General features: G+C 49.1%; 22 protein-coding genes. 7 read left to right on the top strand and 15 right to left on the bottom strand.

Annotated features, from left to right (window positions below):
* Positions 1 to 114: 114 nt before the first annotated feature.
* Complete coding sequence (locus AC07OI_RS23840; RefSeq protein ID WP_495258929.1) at positions 115 to 624, top strand: TetR/AcrR family transcriptional regulator; 510 nt, start codon at positions 115 to 117, stop codon at positions 622 to 624.
* 43 nt (positions 625 to 667) lie between these two features.
* Here AC07OI_RS23840 and AC07OI_RS23845 read toward each other — a convergent pair whose 3' ends face one another.
* Positions 668 to 1,276: a TetR/AcrR family transcriptional regulator gene (locus AC07OI_RS23845; RefSeq protein WP_495258930.1), complete on the bottom strand. Its 609-nt coding sequence runs from the start codon at positions 1,274 to 1,276 to the stop codon at positions 668 to 670.
* A 316-nt stretch (positions 1,277 to 1,592) separates the two neighbouring features.
* Here AC07OI_RS23845 and AC07OI_RS23850 point away from each other — a divergent pair, with 316 nt between their 5' ends.
* Positions 1,593 to 2,399 carry a substrate-binding periplasmic protein gene (locus tag AC07OI_RS23850; protein ID WP_495258931.1) on the top strand — a complete coding sequence of 269 codons (807 nt, stop codon included), beginning with the start codon at positions 1,593 to 1,595 and terminating at the stop codon, positions 2,397 to 2,399.
* A gap of 84 nt (positions 2,400 to 2,483) precedes the next feature.
* On the opposite strand, the gene AC07OI_RS23855 is transcribed toward AC07OI_RS23850, so the two are convergent.
* The 3 genes from AC07OI_RS23855 to AC07OI_RS23865 are packed head-to-tail and all read right to left on the bottom strand — an operon-like array spanning position 2,484 to position 5,726.
* The gene (locus AC07OI_RS23855) at positions 2,484 to 3,344 is read right to left on the bottom strand and encodes a M48 family metallopeptidase (RefSeq protein ID WP_492705825.1); all 861 of its coding nucleotides are present in this window, start codon (positions 3,342 to 3,344) and stop codon (positions 2,484 to 2,486) included.
* 1 nt (position 3,345) lies between these two features.
* Positions 3,346 to 3,846 carry an SH3 domain-containing protein gene (locus AC07OI_RS23860; protein ID WP_495258932.1) on the bottom strand — a complete coding sequence of 167 codons (501 nt, stop codon included), beginning with the start codon at positions 3,844 to 3,846 and terminating at the stop codon, positions 3,346 to 3,348.
* Positions 3,843 to 5,726 carry a CHASE2 domain-containing protein gene (locus AC07OI_RS23865; protein WP_495258933.1) on the bottom strand — a complete coding sequence of 628 codons (1,884 nt, stop codon included), beginning with the start codon at positions 5,724 to 5,726 and terminating at the stop codon, positions 3,843 to 3,845. The genes AC07OI_RS23860 and AC07OI_RS23865 overlap by 4 nt, the downstream gene beginning before the upstream one ends.
* A gap of 237 nt (positions 5,727 to 5,963) precedes the next feature.
* Here AC07OI_RS23865 and AC07OI_RS23870 point away from each other — a divergent pair, with 237 nt between their 5' ends.
* Positions 5,964 to 9,215: an ATP-binding protein gene (locus AC07OI_RS23870; RefSeq protein ID WP_495258934.1), complete on the top strand. Its 3,252-nt coding sequence runs from the start codon at positions 5,964 to 5,966 to the stop codon at positions 9,213 to 9,215.
* 63 nt (positions 9,216 to 9,278) lie between these two features.
* Here AC07OI_RS23870 and AC07OI_RS23875 read toward each other — a convergent pair whose 3' ends face one another.
* Positions 9,279 to 10,469 carry a hypothetical protein gene (locus tag AC07OI_RS23875; protein WP_495258935.1) on the bottom strand — a complete coding sequence of 397 codons (1,191 nt, stop codon included), beginning with the start codon at positions 10,467 to 10,469 and terminating at the stop codon, positions 9,279 to 9,281.
* 254 nt (positions 10,470 to 10,723) lie between these two features.
* On the opposite strand from AC07OI_RS23875, the gene AC07OI_RS23880 reads away from it, so the two are divergent.
* Complete coding sequence (locus AC07OI_RS23880; protein ID WP_495258936.1) at positions 10,724 to 11,473, top strand: hypothetical protein; 750 nt, start codon at positions 10,724 to 10,726, stop codon at positions 11,471 to 11,473.
* Between the two features lie 58 nt (positions 11,474 to 11,531).
* The gene (locus AC07OI_RS23885; protein WP_495258937.1) at positions 11,532 to 12,635 is read left to right on the top strand and encodes an acyltransferase family protein; all 1,104 of its coding nucleotides are present in this window, start codon (positions 11,532 to 11,534) and stop codon (positions 12,633 to 12,635) included.
* A gap of 24 nt (positions 12,636 to 12,659) precedes the next feature.
* Here AC07OI_RS23885 and AC07OI_RS23890 read toward each other — a convergent pair whose 3' ends face one another.
* Together AC07OI_RS23890 and AC07OI_RS23895 are read right to left on the bottom strand one after the other, a co-directional pair.
* Entirely contained in the window at positions 12,660 to 13,025 is a 366-nt protein-coding gene (locus AC07OI_RS23890) for an agenet domain-containing protein (protein WP_495258938.1), read from the bottom strand.
* Between the two features lie 257 nt (positions 13,026 to 13,282).
* Positions 13,283 to 13,516, bottom strand: coding sequence for a hypothetical protein (locus tag AC07OI_RS23895; protein WP_492705813.1), 234 nt, complete (start codon positions 13,514 to 13,516; stop codon positions 13,283 to 13,285).
* Positions 13,517 to 13,993: 477 nt separating this feature from the next.
* Between AC07OI_RS23895 and AC07OI_RS23900 the strand changes: the two genes are divergently transcribed.
* Entirely contained in the window at positions 13,994 to 14,668 is a 675-nt protein-coding gene (locus AC07OI_RS23900) for an SOS response-associated peptidase (protein WP_495258939.1), read from the top strand.
* A 6-nt stretch (positions 14,669 to 14,674) separates the two neighbouring features.
* Here the strand turns inward: AC07OI_RS23900 and AC07OI_RS23905 are convergent, their stop codons facing one another.
* A complete protein-coding gene (locus AC07OI_RS23905) occupies positions 14,675 to 15,010 on the bottom strand; it encodes a hypothetical protein (RefSeq protein ID WP_495258940.1) in 336 nt (111 codons plus the stop codon).
* A 319-nt stretch (positions 15,011 to 15,329) separates the two neighbouring features.
* Here AC07OI_RS23905 and AC07OI_RS23910 point away from each other — a divergent pair, with 319 nt between their 5' ends.
* Positions 15,330 to 15,602, top strand: coding sequence for a hypothetical protein (locus AC07OI_RS23910; RefSeq protein WP_495258941.1), 273 nt, complete (start codon positions 15,330 to 15,332; stop codon positions 15,600 to 15,602).
* Here AC07OI_RS23910 and AC07OI_RS23915 read toward each other — a convergent pair.
* The 7 genes from AC07OI_RS23915 to AC07OI_RS23945 all read right to left on the bottom strand — a co-directional run bounded on the left by AC07OI_RS23915 (position 15,571) and on the right by AC07OI_RS23945 (position 18,827).
* Positions 15,571 to 16,104 carry a hypothetical protein gene (locus AC07OI_RS23915; RefSeq protein WP_495258942.1) on the bottom strand — a complete coding sequence of 178 codons (534 nt, stop codon included), beginning with the start codon at positions 16,102 to 16,104 and terminating at the stop codon, positions 15,571 to 15,573. The genes AC07OI_RS23910 and AC07OI_RS23915 overlap by 32 nt on opposite strands.
* Positions 16,104 to 16,736: a hypothetical protein gene (locus tag AC07OI_RS23920; protein ID WP_495258943.1), complete on the bottom strand. Its 633-nt coding sequence runs from the start codon at positions 16,734 to 16,736 to the stop codon at positions 16,104 to 16,106. The genes AC07OI_RS23915 and AC07OI_RS23920 overlap by 1 nt, the downstream gene beginning before the upstream one ends.
* A gap of 29 nt (positions 16,737 to 16,765) precedes the next feature.
* Entirely contained in the window at positions 16,766 to 17,098 is a 333-nt protein-coding gene (locus tag AC07OI_RS23925) for a hypothetical protein (RefSeq protein ID WP_495258944.1), read from the bottom strand.
* A gap of 2 nt (positions 17,099 to 17,100) precedes the next feature.
* On the bottom strand, positions 17,101 to 17,394 hold the full coding sequence (locus AC07OI_RS23930) for a hypothetical protein (protein ID WP_495258945.1): 294 nt from the start codon (positions 17,392 to 17,394) through the stop codon (positions 17,101 to 17,103).
* Positions 17,395 to 17,434: 40 nt separating this feature from the next.
* Positions 17,435 to 17,770, bottom strand: a complete 336-nt coding sequence (locus AC07OI_RS23935) for a hypothetical protein (protein ID WP_495258946.1) — start codon at positions 17,768 to 17,770, stop codon at positions 17,435 to 17,437.
* A gap of 7 nt (positions 17,771 to 17,777) precedes the next feature.
* Positions 17,778 to 18,281 (bottom strand): hypothetical protein, encoded by a 504-nt coding sequence (locus AC07OI_RS23940; RefSeq protein ID WP_495258947.1) that lies wholly within the window; start codon positions 18,279 to 18,281, stop codon positions 17,778 to 17,780.
* 63 nt (positions 18,282 to 18,344) lie between these two features.
* Positions 18,345 to 18,827 carry a hypothetical protein gene (locus tag AC07OI_RS23945; protein WP_495258948.1) on the bottom strand — a complete coding sequence of 161 codons (483 nt, stop codon included), beginning with the start codon at positions 18,825 to 18,827 and terminating at the stop codon, positions 18,345 to 18,347.
* Between the last annotated feature and the right edge of the window lie 14 nt (positions 18,828 to 18,841).

Genomic DNA, 18,841 nt, shown 5'->3' on the forward strand with positions numbered 1-18,841 from the left:
AATAACAAAAGCTGCTAAAATGATGGCAAGACACTTATGCAAAGATGCGACACGAGGCAAGTAATGGGACTCAGGGAATTAAAAAAGGCGAAAACCAGGAAAATGATTTCCGACTTGGCAACAAGACTATTTATTGAAAAAGGTTATGACGAAGTCACAACGGCAGAAATCGCCAGACTGGCAGAAGTGTCCGTCCCTACGCTGTTCAAATACTTCCCCACCAAAGAGATGCTGGTATTTGATGAAGAAGACGAGCGGGAAGAAAGACTGATCGCTGCCGTTACTGACAGAAAAAAAGGCGTATCCATACTGGATGCCTTACTTGAGCATTTTTCCAGCTTTATGGCTTTTGATCTGGCCAAGAAGAAAGAGGTAGACGCCTTCAGGAAGCTGATCTATTCCACGCCAGATTTATATGTCTACGCCAAACAAATCTGGATGCGCTATGAAAAGTCACTGGCTGTCGTGCTGCAGCAAGAAACGAAAAATGAACTTGAGAAAGCAGAAGCAGAGGCCATCGCCCACTTTATTCTGGATGCTTTCCATCGCTCGAAAGATGCTGAAAACCCCAGAGCTACTCTGCATACCCTGTTCAATATGATGAAAAATGGCTGGAAAGAATAACCCTATCGAGCATTAACATAATCATTAAAATATCAAAGATGTTTCAGACTGTTGCTTGTGCTGCCAGGCTGTTTTCTATAAATGCCCTGGCAGTTGTCGCCGCATAGCCTTGCGGCATAATGTCGCCCGCAGCACTGGCGAGTTGAAACGCACCTTCCATAAAAGCCAGCAAACCAGCCGCCAGCTCAGCGACACCATGAGTACGCTTCTTCTGGTCTTGCAGACATACAGTCAGCAGAGCCTGTATCAGCACCAGTTCGGCCGCAATGGCTTCCTGAAACACGGCGCGCACTTCAGGCTGCCTGACAGCTTCAGCTCCGATCACTACCCAGGCAGAGACCGCCTCAGGCATTGCCCCCTCCCCTTTGGCCAGACGCGCGTTGATATATGCCAGCAGCTTTTCTTGCGGCGTGCTGGCAGTTGCGGCCAGTGCGTCATAGCGTGCACGTGACATGGTAGCCAGCAATTTGACCAGATAAAGCAGGATCTCGCCCTTGCTCTTGAAGTGGTAATGAATCAAACCCGGTGCCAGCCCAGCCTGTTTGGCAATCGCCAATATGGTGGCTTTTTCATAGCCATGTTCTGCCATGACAGACAATAGTGCAAAAACGATCTCTTGACGGCGCTGCTCGGTATTGGATTTTCTCGACATGGTGAAAGCTTACTCGTTATTTTGGTTATCAAACCAAATTTTACTTGGTTTTAATAATACAAGCACAAGAATGCAAACAAAGTATTCCGCGTCCAAGAACAGACAAAATTCGGGCAATTGCAGACTACAATCAGGCCGGATTAATAGCCTGTTTAGTGCAGGATTTTTGAGACAGCATTCAGATACCCGTCTTCATGGCATGCGCTGATTCCATGATGTCTACACAAAAAAACAATCCGCTTATCAAAATGCAATGATCTCATTGCGCCATTTTTTAGAAATATCAATTGGCTTTAAACTGCCGTCGAGAATACCTATGCTGCACCGCTTTAAACAGTTAGTCTGTCTTCTGTCATTGTCAGTATTCGCACTGTCGCCAGCATCTGCCGGCACAAACAAACCCGACCAAGACAAACCCACGATTAAACTCTTCCTGCAAGAAAGCCTGGACATCCATGGCCGGCAATTACCACTGGACCGTGACCTCGAAGCCATACTGATTTATTTTGAACGTGAATCCGGCATACACTTTGACAAGCAGTTATTGCCATGGAACCGCGCACAACTCATGGCGCAAAATGGTGAAGGCATTATTTTTGGCATTTCCAAATCACCTGAACGACTGAAGCTGTATCATTTTTCCATCCCAGTCGTCAGCGAAAAAATCTGGGCGATTACCTATGGTGATCCCCGTCCCAATTTCCAGTCCATGGAAGACCTGCGCGGCAAAACCGTCAGCATAGGCCGTGGCTTCAGCCATGGCATGGATTTTGAGAAAGCCAAAAATGTCGTCTTCCAGGTGCAGGAGGACTCCGCCTCATCCGCTGCCCGTTTTAAAAAGCTCATGAACCGCCGCAGCGACATCATGCTCTGGCCAGTGCGCCAGTTGCAGCGTGCAAGCCAGGTAGAAGCCTATCTACGCGACCAACTCATCCCCAGTTTCAATGACCCTGAGCTGACGGGCAAGACTTTCTATGTATCCGCCAGACCCGTGTTTTATGACACCACCCATTTCGCCGCAGCGAATGATAAATATGAAGCGGAAATGGAAAAGTTGAACGTGGTGATACGCAAGGGAACAGCGAACGGGCGGTTGTCTAAATTGCTGGCGAGGTTTTATTAAAACTAATGTAGCCATTAAACATCTGGTTTCAAAAAAAACCTTAAGCATTTAGCTTGAGGTTTTTTTTACTGAAGCAGCAATTAACTAGCGGCTAAACTCTTTGAGCCGTTCCTCAATTGTTTTTCCAGCGCCCCAATTACCCGAGCCAAAACGTGATCTCATCGCCTTATCCAGACTATCTATACGGTCACTTGGAGAAGGGTGCGTTTCAAACAGAAGACTGAAGTTATTATCCTGGGCACTCTTCGACTGTAAAGTCTGAAGCACAGCGGGTAAACCGTAAGGGTCATATCCGGCACGTGCTGCAATAACAACGGCCACGCGATCAGCCTCATATTCGTCACCCTTGTCCAGTCCTTTAGAGTACATTTCCTTTGCTGCCTTCAAGGCCATTTCTTTGAATTCTGCGAAATTTCCCTTTGCGTAAGCACTTATCAGAGCATCCCCCCCAAAACTTAAAAAGGCTTTGCTTTGCATGGCTTTCACATAATGCTTACGCAACACGTGTGCAATTTCATGGGACAAAACACCAACCAATTCACTCTCATTATGCATACGAGCCAATAACCCCCTGGTCACAAAAATGTTACCACCTGGGGTTGCAAATGCATTAAAACCGTCATCTTCCAACACCCCAAATGTCCAAGGCAAATCTGGTCTCTCTGTTTGTAAAGTCAGCCAGCGCCCTAAAGTATTTACATACCGTTGAGCACCTGCGTCATTCCATAAAGGCTTCGCACCCAACAAGGTCGCGGCAAATTCTTGACCCAATGCAATTTCTTTTGGTTCATCAATTTCCTTCGTTTGTTCAACGAAATTTTTTGCAGTCTCAACGTGCTTTCCAAGTCCGCCACCAATTCCTTTTAAAAAATCAAATTGAGCAAAAACTGGCGCGCAACATGTAATCGCGATACTGGCGATTAACAATTTCTTATAGGCTCGCATCTTAATTTTCCTCCCGCTTGGAATTTCTGGGTTGATCCAAATACTCCACCTTATTGCCCGACATTTGCGAGCGTTGAGCAAATGATTGTGCTGCATTCCTGTCTACTGCAGCTCTTTGCATTTTTTGATATTCAGGATAATTTGGTGAAGCCCGTGCCAAATCCGTCTTATCCAAACCATTGACACCTGTACCGACAGAACCGGTGTTGGATGTTCGTCCAAGGATTTTTAAGGTGTTCACAGAATTGGCTGTACCGTTGCTATCGAAACGTAATGACATCATATCCACCCAGCCAAGTTGACCATTGGCAGTTTTGACTTGCTGCCATGCCCCTTGACGCTGGATAGCATCCAGCCTTGTCTGACTGGAAAGTGTAGCCAGGACAGCTGCATCTGCACTTGCTTTTTCCAGCAAGGGCGTCGATCGTGTTGTTGAGGCTGAATCAGCATAAGCAACGCTGGCATATGCCAGCATCATCAACGTTAAAATTGGGATTTTCATGCACTTGTCCTTTTGGGTTCGTATAACTCAACTTCAGCTGTCCGTCCCTTTACCTGGAACGCGCCTCGTAAAATAAAATCGACACCTGGGTTCTGGCAAGCCAGCATAGTGTCTTTTGTCACCAGAATACGTGAGACACCTTTGGTTAAGCCCTCCACACGGCTTGCCAAGTTGACCGCGTCTCCAATAGCTGTATAGTCAAGCTTGCGTTTGGCACCAATAAAGCCTACCACAGCTGCACCAGTGTGTACACCTATGCCAACATCAAAGTCCGGTAAGTCCGTACCATCTGCCTGCAACTCCGTCTTAAAGGCAAGTAGATTTTCTTCCATCTCAAGTGCTGCCGCAACTGCTCTCTTCGCGTGATCCGGATCATCCAGAGGAGCACCCCAAAAGGCCATAATACAGTCACCGATAAACTTGTCCAGCGTCCCGCCATGCCGCCAGACCACTTCGACCTGCCTTTCAAAATATCGATTAAGTAGCTTAACGACTTCATCCGGCGGCCTGCTTTCTGAGAGCGTGGTAAAACCGCGTATATCAGAAAACAAAAGGCTGATTTCACGCGTCTGGCCAGATAGACTTTCCACAGTTTCACCATGGTCGACAATTTTCCGCACAACTTCAGGATTAAGGAAACGCCCAAACAAAGATACTGTACGGTCACGTGTGCGGCGCTCACGCAAATATCCAGCAATTGCTGCCGACAGAAACCAAGTCCAGGCAAAAGCAAGAGGAGTCACCACGGGCAGCATCCAGTACCTGAGCATCATCTGGTCAGCCAATAACACAGCCAAAACAGTCACCAAGGTCAATCCGCTGCCAGTAAAAATCGGATTGATACGCCGCTGAAAAGCCAGTGCCAATAAAGTGATCAAGACCAGGCCAAGCAAAAATGGCCATATGGCCCCCGTCTGCTGCAGGTTATGTCCATTCTTCAAATTATCCAAGGCAACTGCCAGAATATCTACACCAGGATAATTAGGCCCCAAAGGGGTCAAATGATGGTCAAAAAGGCCTCCAGCAGAAGCACCTATGACGATGATCTTATTTCGGAAAAGTTGAACGAGTTGTGCTTCAACCTCAGGGGTCAGATTTGGTCTATCTTCTGTGAGTGTCTTGAACAAGTCTGCATAGGTAAACCGCTGATGCCCCTCACTTGGCCAAAACAATTGAATGTCCTTACCGGCCGGTATTTTCCAACTCAAATCCTTGGCAACTCTGGCAGGCAAAGAAGGTAGATGCCAGTCAGAAACGTCTGAATACAATCGATAACGACGCAAGACTCCATCGTCATCATCCAGGCTATTCACCAAACCCAAGCGCCAGGCTTTGCGCTCGATTGCCAACGGTAATTGCAGAGAGATTTTGGCATTTGATTTTCCTTGATGTTGCAATGCAAAACCATCTGCGATTTCAGCTATCAGTATAGCGTTATTAGAATTTGCATCCTGCAATTGCAAGACTTGCATATATGCGTGGGGAAAACCCTTGATCTGCTCTGACAACATAGCGTCACTTTTGGGAGCCGCGAGATCGGGTACATTGAAGTTAATATCAAATACTAGTGCACGCGGTGAAAATCCGACCAAAGCAGCGGTCAAGAAAGCATGGACTTCACGTTTCCACGCCCACAAACCGGCTATCTTTTGCATACCGAGCAAACTTGCATCATCAATATCCACCACCACTATATCCGGGTCAGCTTTGTAGCTAGCCGCATGGTGCCGCAGGTAGACATCTCCCAGACGTGACTCTGTGGTCGTCAGCAAGCGCAAGCCAAACAACTCCCCTGCCATCGCGGTCAATAGCAACAGCGTCAACGCGACATACCAGCGTATCGTTGCGCTTTGGATGAAAGGGAACAGGGTTTTCAGCATGCCTTATTGGCTTTAGGAATGATAGTAATCAGGCTTAGTTAGACATATCTTTTTTGTGCTTCAGGAGTTTACACTTGTTTATTGTGCAAAAACCAGATTTACCGGCAACAGCATTTAAGTTCCTTAAAATCTATTTATCTTCAAGAGTAAAAATCAAGCTTATCTGAAAAAATGATCACAAAGAGACACTACAGTAACGCTAGTTGGTTATCCTGTGCAGACCTCAACGGATAATCTATGCATACCAAAACGCCGACCATATTCCTGCAACTGTTAGGCACACCCGCGTGGCAAGGGCTGCATGCCGGGTCGTCGCGCCTGCCCAACACTTTGCCAACCTGCCTGCTGATCTACCTGGCTTGCCATGCACGCTGGCTGGACAGGGATGCCGTTGCCGAAGTGTTCTGGCCTGGGCGCGCCCGTGAAGAAGCCCGGCATAATCTGCGCATCAACCTGCACAGGGTAAAACAATTGCTGGCCATCGCCGATCTGGAAAACTGCCTGCTCAGTGAGCGTACACGTATATGCCTGCAATTACCGCTCGATACTGATGCACTGCAAGCAGCCATGAAAAGTGGTGATGGTGCGCAATTGCTGGCGCTGCATCCAGCGGCGTGGCTGGAAGGATTTTACCTTGCTGATTTTGAGGTTTTCTGGAACTGGGCACAACAGCACGGCGAGCACTTGCACAGGCAATGGCGCAACGCCGCAGAACTGGCCATACGTAATAGCAGCAAGGTAAACGGAGTGCCCCCGGCATGGCTGCCAGCCCTACGGCAATTGCTGGATGCAAAACCATCAGGGTCACTATCCATGCCAGTCAGCGACACAGATGACGACGATGACAGCGTAACACCCGCCGGTGAATTATTCGGCAGGAAATCCATCCTGCAAAACCTGCGGCAACTACAAAGCCGCGCCATGGTACTGACAGGCGAAGCAGGCATAGGCAAAAGCAGCCTGCTGAATATGGCTTTCAAGCAGGCCCCCATACTGCATGGACGTGAAGGTTTGCGGCAAATCCCTTATCGCCCGGTAGTCGAATATCTGCAGCTACACATCGCCAGCTTGCGCAGGCAGTTGCAATCTTCAGATGGCCTGATGGTTTACCGCCTTGACCTGGCACGCCTGCTGCCAGAACTGGCACCCAATGACCCTTTACCGCCGCTGGATTTGCTGACAGCAAAAGTACGTCTGCTGGAAGCCCTGGCGCGCGTGCTTGAAGCCAGCAATCCATGGCTGCTGATAGATGATCTGCAATGGTGTGACGATGCCACGCTGGAGTTATTGAGCCTGCTCAGCCACCGTGGTGTCTTGCGCTGGCGTGCGGCAGCCCGCAGCAATGAATTGAGTGATTATCAGCGCAACTGGCTGGAAAGCCTGCGCCAGACCGGGCACCTGACTGTGCTGCCAGTCACAGGTCTGGACCTGGAAACAGTGCAGCAATATTGCCAGCACCAATACCCCCAACATGCCTGGAAGGACGCTGACTTCATCCGCCTGCATGCTGCCAGCACTGGCAACCCATTCATTTTGCGCGAGTTCATATTACATGAAGCTTCGCAGATGGTAGACGACAGCCAATTCACTGGCGATGCTCCCACAGGATACCAACAGCGCACCCGTCAGTTGCCGGGCATTTTCCGGCGTCGCCGTGAAGAACATCAATTACCACAGCGGGTTCTACAGCTGTTGCAACAGCGTCTGCAAACCCTGAGCCCATCTGCCAGGGCTCTGGTGGAAGCCGCTGCAGTACTGGTGCAACCACTGCCTGTCAACGTATTGATGCAGATTGCTGACCTGGATGCCAGCCAGCAAATGGCTGCAGCCAAGGCAACCAGAGCGGCAATTGAAGCAGACTTTCTGCGTGAAGAAACGCGGGGCCTGCTATGTCGCCATGACCTTGTCAGATATGCCGTAGAAAACGGACTCAGCATGCCACACCTGCAAGCCCTACACCGCCGTGCGGCCCTGGCATTAGGTGCCAGGGCAGAAGGCGACAGCGACCCGCTGGCCGTGGCTGCCCACTGGTCTGCCGCACAAGAACCACAAACTGCGCTGGCCTGGATGCTGCGTGCAGCAGCGCAATGCCATCTGCGTGGTCACTTTGACGAAGCGCGCAGCCTGTGGCAACAAGTGGCGGTAGAATCGCTGGATGCCACCCAGGCATTGCATGCACGTCTGGCGCTGGCAAACTGCGAACTCCTTAGCGACTTGAAACGTGGCCGCATTGCATTGCAAGAAGTGCTGGATCAACTCGCCGCCGTGGCCGACCCTGTGCAGCGCGCCCAGATTGAAGGGCAAGCCCTGTCGGGCCTGGTGGACAACGCAGTATTCTCCGGCGACCTGCTCACTGCACGCCATGCTGCACAAAAACTGCGCCCCCTCTTGCCACAATTGCGTAGCGAAGACCGCAATCACGCTTGCGAGGCCCTCATCGAACTGGCCATGCGCGAACCCGATATCGCCAGCGCCTGGGCATTGCTGGATCAACTGCGCCGCCAGGCACCACGCCGCCCATCCATATCCAGTTTTGAAGCGCAGATACACTGGTTTTCTGGCGATGTCAGGGCTGCCCGCGATGCCTTTGAAAGCATGCTGCTCGCCTACCCTGACTATTGCCGTGGGCTGACCATAGAAAACGACCTGGCGGTCTTGCTGCATGCCCTGGGCGACCTGGCAAGGGCAGAAGACATGGCACGCCGCAGCCTGCTCAGTTGGGCAGGCGTCGCCCATACTGAAACCTTGTCGCAACTGGCGTTGGCATCCATACTCACCAGTGGCGGGCGCTATGATGCAGCGCTGGCTGCGGTAAATACTGCACTGGACCTCGGCCGCCAGCAAACCTCAGCCATGTTTGAAGCCGAAGCCCTGGTGCGGCGTAGCCGCATTTATCTGCAATGTGGACGCTATGCACATGCGATGTCAGATCTGGAAGCTGCCACAGATTACTTCAAGGACAACCATAGCCCATTACCTGTATCGCAGTATGCAATGTTGCATCTATTGTGCCAGATCAGCCTGGGTGCCAATCCGGCTATTGACTTGCTGCCACGCCTGCATGAACTGGCAAAGAACAGCACTCACCCACTATTACAGGCCCGTATCGCCCGCATCGATCATGCCCTGGCTTGCTATCGCAAAGATGTAGCAGCTGCATATACTGCGGCCCGGCTGCAGGCAGATATTGCCCGCACAGCCGGTCTGCAAGAAGTATTGTGTGAAGCCCTCCTGCTACAAGCATATGCAAGCAAAACAGATGTTGAACAATCCAGAGCACTGCTGGAAGAAGCTGCCAATCTGGCGCAGGCACAAGGTTATGTAGAGCTGGCATGGCGCGCCCACCGTGCGCTGGCAGCATCCAATGTCATGCATCAAACTACCGCTCAACTGGCTTGCAAACAATTGACAGGCGATACGACCACACCCCTGTTCCTGGAAATGGAAGCTAGTCGCGGCGGACCCTTCCTCAATAATGATCCAACTTGATTTCACGCTCGCAGCGGATCAGACTGCACATCAATCTGATCCGCTGCTACCCAAGAATTTTGCCTACTGCACCAGCTGCCAGTAATACGTCATCAGGTAACGTGAGCTGCCAACTGAAAAATCCTGGGTCATGTCAGGTGAGAACAAACGGCCACCACTAAACTGAAAATCTGGTGCAGACAAAGCAAAGCCCAGAGGATTGTCTGGTGATTCAAAGATATCGTCCTTGGCAGTATCAAGCAGCCAGCCGACTACATAGCCAATCACCGCCCCCACCATCGCACCTACTATCGTGCCCACCACCGGCATTTCCGACAAAGCCACGGCACCGACAAGAGCGCCTATCCCCGACATGGCGAGTGCCGTTGCCAGTTTCACGACTTCAGCAGCAAGAGTGTCCCACAGCTTTTGCAAAAATTCGATAAAGCCACCATCCACATCTTTTTCTGCCAAAAACACATTCGCCATATAAACCCGTGGCCAGGCAGCAGCGCCGCCAAGATTGAACTTCACAAAGGTGCGGTCAGGCTTGATATCAAAAATCTCGCCATTACGCTTGAAGGTGTGAATAGAAAACTGCGGTGCCTTCACATGCAGTTGCTGCGCGCAATCAACACCATCACCACCGCAATAGATATTGTCGTCGCCCCAGTCTGTCACCTCCCAGCCAAAACGGCGTATCGCCGTCAGGCTCTTCAGTTTCAAATGCAATTCCCTGGCTTTGGGTTTCGCAGTTGCGGGGCTGGCAGGTGCAGCACTCGCCGCCGTATCGGTAAATACACGCCTGAATGCAAGTGCATTCATGATCTCGTTGACCTGCAGTTTTTTATCTGCAGTCAGCAGCACATTCTTGTTCGCCGCATCCCAGCGCATGCCAGCCAGCGTGGCTGATGACAGCTTCAAACCATCAAAATATTTAACCGCCTTTGCCTGCTCAAAAAGATTATCCGGCGCAGCATGATTCAGTTTGAGCGAAGTCCCCGTCAAACTGGCATCACTGATATCCAGACGCCGCCCGGTGGTACGCGAAATACCACTGAGCCGTGCCACGGCAGAGCGATTCACGGTCTGGTAAGTCTTTAAAAAATCAAACGCATCGCGCTCTACTCCCTTCGCCGGCAAATTAGTCGCAGGCACATTATTCAAGACACAGGTTGCCCTTTGTATGGACAGTCGCAATACAGAAAACACACGGTCAGCCATCGCCAGAATTTCAGGATTGGTGCTGGCACCTTCAAAACAAGTCGCAGTCATGTTATTTCTCCCTAAAACAAAAAGCCATCGAAGCACAAGAGCCTGTGCGTGATGGCATCCACAAAGGCTGCCTGCATGCTATACAGGCAGCGTCTCTGTTTCGTCTCTGAGAACATGGCAAGTGCGTCTGGCTTGTGTGCGAGGGAGTGAAATGCTTGCTACTCGTCAATTCTGATATGATGCCGCCGCCTGACGCGGTTTTCACGTTCATCACATTTCAGTGATACTGGCTCTTATATCTATAGAGATTTGACATGACATGCATGACATTATTGCGCCGCCATTCACAGCTTTGCCTGGCTCTTGCACTGAGCAGTGCATCCCTGTTGTTACAGACGGAAGCGCAGGCACAACAAATCATCCCTGGCGAATATGTCAGTGAAGGCGCTTTTAGCAAACTGAATATCACAGCAGACAAGGCTGGCAAACTCAGTTTCAGCATTCATTCTCAAGGTGAAGGTACTTGCGATATCAAAGGTGACATAGTCTCAGGCAAGACAACATTACGAAAAAGCGGCATGAAGCAAAATTGCGTTTTGCGCTTCACCCAAAAGAAAAATGAGATTGCCGTAGACGGCAACATTGATATTTGCGAACAATATTATTGCTCGCTGGCGAGCATCACAGAACAGTACTTCCAACTACCTACCTGCAGCACTGCTGAGCGTGGTCAGGCACGCAAAGAATTCAGGGCCCTGTACGACAAAAAAGACTATGCCGCGGCCCTGGCAAAACTGGAACCTGTACTCGCCAATTGCGGCAAAGTCCTGGATAGACTGGAACTGGGCTGGCTACGCAATGATGTCGCACTCGCCCAATACAAAATGCAAATGCCTGACCGCTGCACGGCAACGCTGCAACCACTGGCAGAAGATGCCGCACTGAGTGACACTATCCTGGCGACCTATTGCGATTCATGCACAGATGAAACCAATACCAAATATCATTCCATGATCAAGGCCACACGTACCAATTTAAAACTCTGCAAGCCAAACAAAAAATAATCACCAGGGCCTGACCTTGATCCAGGGCCGTAATCGACATAAAGAACAGACGCACCTCATGTACACGAAAAGAGTCAACGGCCTCGACACCCTGCGCGCCCTCGCCATATTGCTGGTATTAATGTCGCACTACTGCGGCTTTGTCAGCAAACACCAAACCTTTGGCTTTGCTGGTGACATTGGCTGGGCAGGTGTGGATTTATTTTTTGTATTGAGTGGCTACCTGATAGGCAACCAGATCATGTCTTCCGCTGCCAATGGTCAGGCCCTGTCCCTTAAGAATTTTTTCGCCAGACGCCTGCTACGAACGCTGCCCAATTACTATGTCGTGCTGGCTGTGTATTTTATTTTTCCGGTAGCAATGGCTGGGCGCAGTACCTCACCGCTGTGGCAGTTTCTCACATTCACTCAAAACATAGGGCTGGAATACGGACAAACCTTCACCCATTCCTGGTCGCTGTGCATAGAAGAACAGTTTTACCTGATACTGCCCATAGTCAGCCTCGTCCTGGTCAGACTCAAAAGCCCGCTGTGGCTAGCCTGGGGCCTGCTCATTGCAGCGATTGCTGGCGGCATGCTGTTTCGCGGCATGGCATTTCTGGATGGTCATCCTGCATTTGATGCAGAGATCTACTACTCCAGCTTTGGCCGCTTTGACGAACTACTCCCCGGCGTCGCCATCGCCATGCTCAAGAATTTTCACACAGGTTTATACGACAGACTCATGCGCCACGGCCAGGCTCTGCTCATCACCGGCCTGCTCGCCACTGGCGGCGTCCTGTATTGCATCAACAGCGACGACTACAACAAACTACTGATCGTCAACTCATTGGGCTTTTCACTCATTGCCATCAGCTTCGCCATCCTCACCCTGGCAGCCCTCAGCCCCAACAGCTACCTTCACCGCCTGCGATTGCCAGGTGCAGCACAACTGGCGCTGTGGTCGTATGCTGTCTATCTGGTGCATAAACCTGTGTTCATGTTGATTGGTGAGCAGTTAGCCAGGCGACACATAGATGCAAATGCACCACTGACTATTGTTCTGGTGACTGCTGCGGGTATATTTGGTGGCTGGTTGTTGTATAGATTGGTGGAGACACCATTCATGCAAATACGGGCAAAGTGGTTTCCGGGCCCCAGTCAGCAGGCCCAGGTAAATTGAATCATGTTTTCGGTGATGCTAAAACTAGCGTACCTGTATGCGTGACAGGGGAACAATCTCATTGTCATCACTGGAATAGCCGTCATAACCTATGAGATAGTTGGCACCTTCTTTCTTTATCACACGGCCAGGATACCAGTCGCCCTTCCACAATATCTTGATTTTGAGCCTCTCTGGCCCCACCCACTCATCGTCATCGGCGGTATAACCGACATAAGTAATCTTGCACTTATCGGGCGAAGCCTCGGTAATCGTTGCCTTATACCAATCACCTTTCCATAGCACCTGCGTCGCTCGCCCCACCGTACAAAGTTCTGCAAAAGCCGAAGATGAAAAACACAGGGCCAGTATAGCCAGCGAAGACAGTAATGCGGATTTCTTGAAATTCATCACACGCTCCTGAAAGTGGGTAGGTCGGCACGACGACAGACTTATTAAGTCGATATCGCGCAAATCATTTTAGGACCCGGGAAACGGATATGCAAACCAAGAATCACACAAATCAGAGCAGCAAAGTACATGTCAGATAGACAAATCGACAATCGCCGAGTTTCGCTATCTGAAAACAGACCGGCTGGTAAGGGCTATGAAACGCGCTCTCGCAGCCCATGGGGCCGGATAGCCATACATCCTCACCTCGATAACTGCTAAACAGAGGTTGCTAAAATCGATTCAATACTGCTGATGTCGAGGTAAGCATCTTGAAATGATTTCCCACTCGGATTAACTAATCGAATCTTTACAATTTTCGAAGCATCAGTTATTTCCCTGACATAGCCAAAGTGGGATATTCCACTTTTCATGTGAATTGTTACCGCATTTTTTTTGTCGTCGGTCGAGGATTTAAAATTTAATGCCAGAACTTCATACATAGATTCCATGTCAGTCTCCTTTTTCACTGTGACTCAGATTCACTCGTCACATAGTGTAATGTTAATTCCATAAAAAACAATGAAATCGAAAAAGTCAATTTTGGGAACTTTTTTTCCCGAGAACGACGATGTTTCAAAAATTATTTAATTGCAAAGAAAATGATTTCGGAAGATGCAAAACAGACTTGAGAGAATCTGGATGAAACTGAGCGAGTCCAGACGAAACAAGATCACGCTAAGTCGTTGAACTTATTGACTTAACATGCTTTTGTAAGTATTTTGAAAAGTAAGTATGTGGTGCCCGAGGCCGGAATCGAACCGGCACGCCCGCTATTAACGAAGCGGCGGATTTTAAGTCCATTGCTAAATTCAATTAAATCAATAGGTTAATACGGTTTTTAATTCCGCAAAAGTTGTAATATACCGTCCATAAAGCCCTTTATTATCAAAGGACGCTGTTTTTTTGCGGAACGAAAAGGCATCGAAATGTGCACCCATTATGCTCCAACACGCCCCGAAAAAATTGAACATTTCAACACAACGGGTCGGCACCTCGAAGACTGGCATAAGGAAACATGGCCAGACTACAAAGCACCCATTATCAGGCATGGCGCCAACGGAATTCGAGAGGCTGTGCTGGGCAATTATGGTCTGCTGCCCAAATCAAAGCAACCACCAGGCAAACGGTATTCTACAATGAATGCCAGGTCAGAAACGATCGGTGAATTGCGCACATACTCAAGACCTTGGAAAGACGGCCAACTATGTCTGGTGCCCATGGAACATTTTTGCGAGCCATGTTACGAGACAGGCAAAGCAGTCAATTGGAATATCGGCCTCATCGATGAGCCAGATTTTGCCGTCGCCGGCTTGTACAAGGAATGGCAGGAAGAGGATGGTTCGGTCAGTTACTCATTCACTCAGATCACCATCAATGCTGATGAGCATCCAGTAATGCGCAGGTTTCACAAGCCCGGTGATGAAAAACGATCTTTGGTTATCTTGCGGCCAGAAGACTGGGACGAGTGGCTCTCATGCAAAAACCCAGAATTTGCCCGCACCTTCCTATTGCCCTACCCTCCAGAATTGATGCGAACTGAAGCCGCACCAATACCACCTCGCACAAAAAAAACTACAGCATCGCCGGAGCCTGCCTGTTAGGATAATTTAACGCCCCTCAGGCATCGGTGGCGGGTCATCGAGCATACAAAGCCAGGATTGAGCATATCGCGCATCTCCATCCACGGTTTTAACCATCTCAAATCCAGTTAACATAAACCGCTGCTCATTCATCCATAAGACATGGCAATCAAGCAAAACTTGATTGCTGACCATTTTTCCCTCAGGGATGAAATAGGCGCGGATTGAATTTCTATGGGTGCCATTATCCGTGGAATCACCAATCTGTAACGTCCCGAACGGTGGACGATTGAATCGATCATAGAGCATGCTTTTTTTGAGCTCGATGCCATTCCGCATCATTCTGACAAGGTGAACTTTCATTATCAAATACAACTGATTAAATAATCAGTATAAAGTATACGTTTGTAACTTCAAACTTTACTTATTTAAATGTTATGGATATCGTAAATACAGAGTGGGAAGCTGCCGGGGTGAAGGTTGAAGCACTGGTGAAGGGAGTCCTGATAAACGGCTTACTTATCACATGGAATGAATTGGAAGCTGCGAAGGAGTTTACGGGTCCCGGATACCATGAAATAAAGATCATAGGAACAGCAAAGTAATTCTTGCCTACGCTCTTCCCATGGAGATAATGAGGATATATGCAGTTAATCAACTGTTGCCAAAGAGGATGTTTGATATGTTGCTGCAACCTGAACCTGAGTTACAAGAAGATATTGGCGTAAGGCAAATTCATTTTGCTGTTCAAGAGAGCCGTGGGCTGGCATGGATAACCGACCCTAAGGACCGTGCGCCTGGTACTAAGCACATATTTTGTTTTGAAACAAAAAATATCCTGTTCGGTGATTGGACTCAGGTCATTTATCAAAAAATGAATGGTGATACCGTGTGCCGGAAGATTCACACTATAGACAAGCTGATCACTTACTTTGAAGAATGGTCGGCTGATTAGTCGCTATTTTCAATTTCTCATAAAAATCTTGTAAGCCTATGGCTTTTTCACGCCAGGCCCTACAAATTGTTGCGTTTACTGTTGTTGTTTCAGCGACCTGAGCAAGTGAAACTCTGCCGGCTGAACGGTCAGACTCGGCGGCAGGTCCGGGAGCGTCACCTGTCCAGGCGGCGTCGTGGACGCGCATGAAACCAGTGTTGATAGTGCAAGCAGCATTATCAGCGGCCGTAATATATACAGGAACTTGTTTTTCAATTGTTTCACCTTGAATGTAGATTTTCTTGATGCGGTCAACGTATTTTGTTTCAGTTTCCATGACCACCTTGGTTTGTCTTGTGCCAATAGCGATTGTCCTGCTGGCCTGTTTGAGAATGAATTCGTCGTGCTTAGTGCCTTCATGGTCAGCTCCCTGGACCCAGCCAAATGCTGCGGATCCAGCCATAGCCACAGCAATTGCAGCCCATTTAACCCATGGCGGGATTATTGCGCTAGTGATACCCATTAGAATCTCCCCACGTATTTAGGCATTCGGGCAAACACCCTGCCCGGATACTTGCTGTTGATCGTACAAAAGTCTTCTCCGTAGCCTTGTACTTTGACTTTCGATTGTGGACATTGTTGGTCGAGATGACCGAACCATTTTTTAGTGTCGCAACCCTTGGTAATGCTGCAGAGTTTGATGCGCTTGCTTACGCTGCCAGCACCACCGTTGTTGGCGGCCGCGTCGCAGGCCTTGGTGTCTTCGCCTGGATGCATCAAGGTTCGACATCGCTGGTCGTTTTGCTTGAGCTTGAGCACGACGGCCCGGAGCTGGAACTGAACGACGTAGCAGTCTTTCCAGCTCCAACCAGCTAACGATGGATCAAGCAACCTAGTCTCTGCCAGTGCATCGAAGCGAATGGATCCATCTGCATTCATGGCCTTTGTGAATTGGCCCAGCCCGCATCCTATTTCCCTTGATGTTTTGAGCATAGCTTTGATTTTCCAGAGACTTTCCTGCTCTATCACAGCCGGCACAAACTCGCGTGGTTGCAGGTCTGGCCAGTACTGATCGATCTCGGTTTTGAGTTGAGGCAGTAGGAGCTCAGCTTCCCCAGGTAACTTTTGGGCCAGTGCTGGCCGGGTCATTATCATCAAGCATGCCACTATGAGAAGCAGGAGCCTCATAGAACCCCCTGGTAAAGCCAGATGAAAACTAAAATACGAATAGACCACTTGTAAGCATGCACAGCATATATGAGTGCCATGGGACCAGGCTGGCCAAGTTCTTGAACCTTGGTCGCGGCCAGCTGTTCATCCAGTTTGGGGGCCATAGCGATACGCACCCACATGATCGTGATCTCTGCCCACGCGAGCACTGCAGCTGCCGTCATACATTTAAGGACATCTGCATGCCCTGTTTCCATTGTCAGTGGCCTCATGAATGCAAAGGCAATGACTGTCAATACGAAGAAGGCCAGAGTACGAACGGCCAGGCGTTTTATCATTTGTTTCATAGCTATTCCTTTTTGTAAGATTGGCGGGAGTTCCGCTCCAGGGCATCAATGCGCAGACTTTGTTGATCATCCACACGTTTGATTTCATATAAATCTGCAACCATTCGATCGAGCCTGGCATCGCGTTCATCGAGGCGTCTCTCTATCTTGGCCTGTTGCTGGATCAGCTGTTCCAGCTTGTTTGTCTGCGCTGATACGTTCCACAGCACCGATATCAGAGCGACCAGCAATGTACCCGCAGTGGTCAGGAGCCAGGTGAGCGGCAATTTGGTGTCAATGATTCGCTGTTCTGCCATGTTCGTACCCGTATAGATTGATTAAAAAATGAGTTGTTACTTATTTGCAATGACATCCCGTTGGATCAAACTGATCCAAGAGATTGGTACAAAACCACTTGGCCATCGATGCGCGCCAGCCGGTGCCATGCTGCAGACGCGAGAGCCTGGCGGTTACCAATAGCTCTTTGGGGAATTCGACCAGGATGATGGTGAAAATGATGATATTGACCAAGGCATCAAGCAGGTAACCGATAATCAGAATGGGCATACCAAGCACATATGCCGTTCGGGTAAGTTTTCCGGCATCTTTAGCGCGCTTCAGATTCATCACGGCCAGGTAAAATAGCCACAGAACATAGATAGTCAGAAATGCAAGGGCAGTGATGATGATCATAGGTCACCTATCCAAGTAAAAAGAGCTGCGTGCGCAGCTCGGTTATTTCGTTATCGCGGGCTTTTAATCTGACATAGAAAGCATTTGCAGAAAGCAGCTGCTCTGGCGTAACCGGGTGTTCTTCTGTAGTGAGTTCAGTTGCTTTTGAAACGGCTTCTTTGTGCAACAGATACAAAGACATCTCTCTGACACCACGATTGCAAATGTCTTCTCGCTCCATAGCCGAGATCCTGTCGATGATGTTTTGCTTGTCGATCTTTATTTGCATTGCTAATTTTTCTGCAATGTGTCCTTGCAATTCTTCTTCCATCCCTTCAACCACGATCCACTCACCGTCATATTTGTAGCAGCCTCCCAACCAGGTACCAGGACAATCAGGCACCTCTTCCAAAACAACGTCACACAAATCAGGGTGACATCCCCAATCTGCGGTTACAGTTGTGTCGTTGAGTTGCAAATCCTCCCCAACATATAGGACCATGAAGTCCGATATGCGCTTGATGATTTTCATTTGATTGTCCCTTCCCAGAGTTGGGATGGTTAGATCTGACTATGCGACCACTCTGTCAGTGGATTAGTCAAAATTTTGGCAAACGTAGACGCTGTATCCGTCGCTTGGAATTATTTCGTCATTGATCAGGCGGATAGATACAGTGTAAAACGTTCCACCGACTGGAGTGGTGACTGTGCATATAACATCTGTGACATTGGCATAGGATACCCAACGATGGATGTTGGTGCCATATGTGGACGTGTAATAGAAGTCACATCCCAGAGCACGGCGACAGGTTGTGAATTTATCCACTACGGTATAAAGATCGGCAACGGTCGCAAAATTCCAGGTGATCAGCGTGCCGTTTGTACGTTTGAAAACAATTGTCTTTGCCGTGGCATCAACATCGAAATACAGAATTGCCTTGGGATTAATTGACTTCGCGCCGTTGAGGGTTGTCGCATTGTCCGGTATCTGGTTATTGACAAATGACCCGTTTGCAGCGAAGACTGACGTGGCAAAAGCCATCAGGCAGGCGGTAAATACAAATTTCAAAGATTTCATTTTTTACTTCCTTT

This window comes from Undibacterium sp. GW821-FHT07F11 (genome assembly GCF_059418665.1).

Bases quoted from the DNA above. Each gene is read 5' to 3' on its own strand.
- AC07OI_RS23845 (WP_495258930.1), bottom strand. From the start codon at position 1,276: ATGTCGAGAAAATCCAATACCGAGCAGCGCCGTCAAGAGATCGTTTTT.
- AC07OI_RS23850 (WP_495258931.1), top strand. From the start codon at position 1,593: ATGCTGCACCGCTTTAAACAGTTAGTCTGTCTTCTGTCATTGTCAGTA.
- AC07OI_RS23855 (WP_492705825.1), bottom strand. From the start codon at position 3,344: ATGCGAGCCTATAAGAAATTGTTAATCGCCAGTATCGCGATTACATGT.
- AC07OI_RS23860 (WP_495258932.1), bottom strand. From the start codon at position 3,846: ATGAAAATCCCAATTTTAACGTTGATGATGCTGGCATATGCCAGCGTT.
- AC07OI_RS23865 (WP_495258933.1), bottom strand. From the start codon at position 5,726: ATGCTGAAAACCCTGTTCCCTTTCATCCAAAGCGCAACGATACGCTGG.
- AC07OI_RS23870 (WP_495258934.1), top strand. From the start codon at position 5,964: ATGCATACCAAAACGCCGACCATATTCCTGCAACTGTTAGGCACACCC.
- AC07OI_RS23875 (WP_495258935.1), bottom strand. From the start codon at position 10,469: ATGACTGCGACTTGTTTTGAAGGTGCCAGCACCAATCCTGAAATTCTG.
- AC07OI_RS23880 (WP_495258936.1), top strand. From the start codon at position 10,724: ATGACATGCATGACATTATTGCGCCGCCATTCACAGCTTTGCCTGGCT.
- AC07OI_RS23885 (WP_495258937.1), top strand. From the start codon at position 11,532: ATGTACACGAAAAGAGTCAACGGCCTCGACACCCTGCGCGCCCTCGCC.
- AC07OI_RS23890 (WP_495258938.1), bottom strand. From the start codon at position 13,025: ATGAATTTCAAGAAATCCGCATTACTGTCTTCGCTGGCTATACTGGCC.
- AC07OI_RS23895 (WP_492705813.1), bottom strand. From the start codon at position 13,516: ATGGAATCTATGTATGAAGTTCTGGCATTAAATTTTAAATCCTCGACC.
- AC07OI_RS23900 (WP_495258939.1), top strand. From the start codon at position 13,994: ATGTGCACCCATTATGCTCCAACACGCCCCGAAAAAATTGAACATTTC.
- AC07OI_RS23905 (WP_495258940.1), bottom strand. From the start codon at position 15,010: ATGAAAGTTCACCTTGTCAGAATGATGCGGAATGGCATCGAGCTCAAA.
- AC07OI_RS23910 (WP_495258941.1), top strand. From the start codon at position 15,330: ATGTTGCTGCAACCTGAACCTGAGTTACAAGAAGATATTGGCGTAAGG.
- AC07OI_RS23915 (WP_495258942.1), bottom strand. From the start codon at position 16,104: ATGGGTATCACTAGCGCAATAATCCCGCCATGGGTTAAATGGGCTGCA.
- AC07OI_RS23920 (WP_495258943.1), bottom strand. From the start codon at position 16,736: ATGATAATGACCCGGCCAGCACTGGCCCAAAAGTTACCTGGGGAAGCT.
- AC07OI_RS23925 (WP_495258944.1), bottom strand. From the start codon at position 17,098: ATGAAACAAATGATAAAACGCCTGGCCGTTCGTACTCTGGCCTTCTTC.
- AC07OI_RS23930 (WP_495258945.1), bottom strand. From the start codon at position 17,394: ATGGCAGAACAGCGAATCATTGACACCAAATTGCCGCTCACCTGGCTC.
- AC07OI_RS23935 (WP_495258946.1), bottom strand. From the start codon at position 17,770: ATGATCATCATCACTGCCCTTGCATTTCTGACTATCTATGTTCTGTGG.
- AC07OI_RS23940 (WP_495258947.1), bottom strand. From the start codon at position 18,281: ATGAAAATCATCAAGCGCATATCGGACTTCATGGTCCTATATGTTGGG.
- AC07OI_RS23945 (WP_495258948.1), bottom strand. From the start codon at position 18,827: ATGAAATCTTTGAAATTTGTATTTACCGCCTGCCTGATGGCTTTTGCC.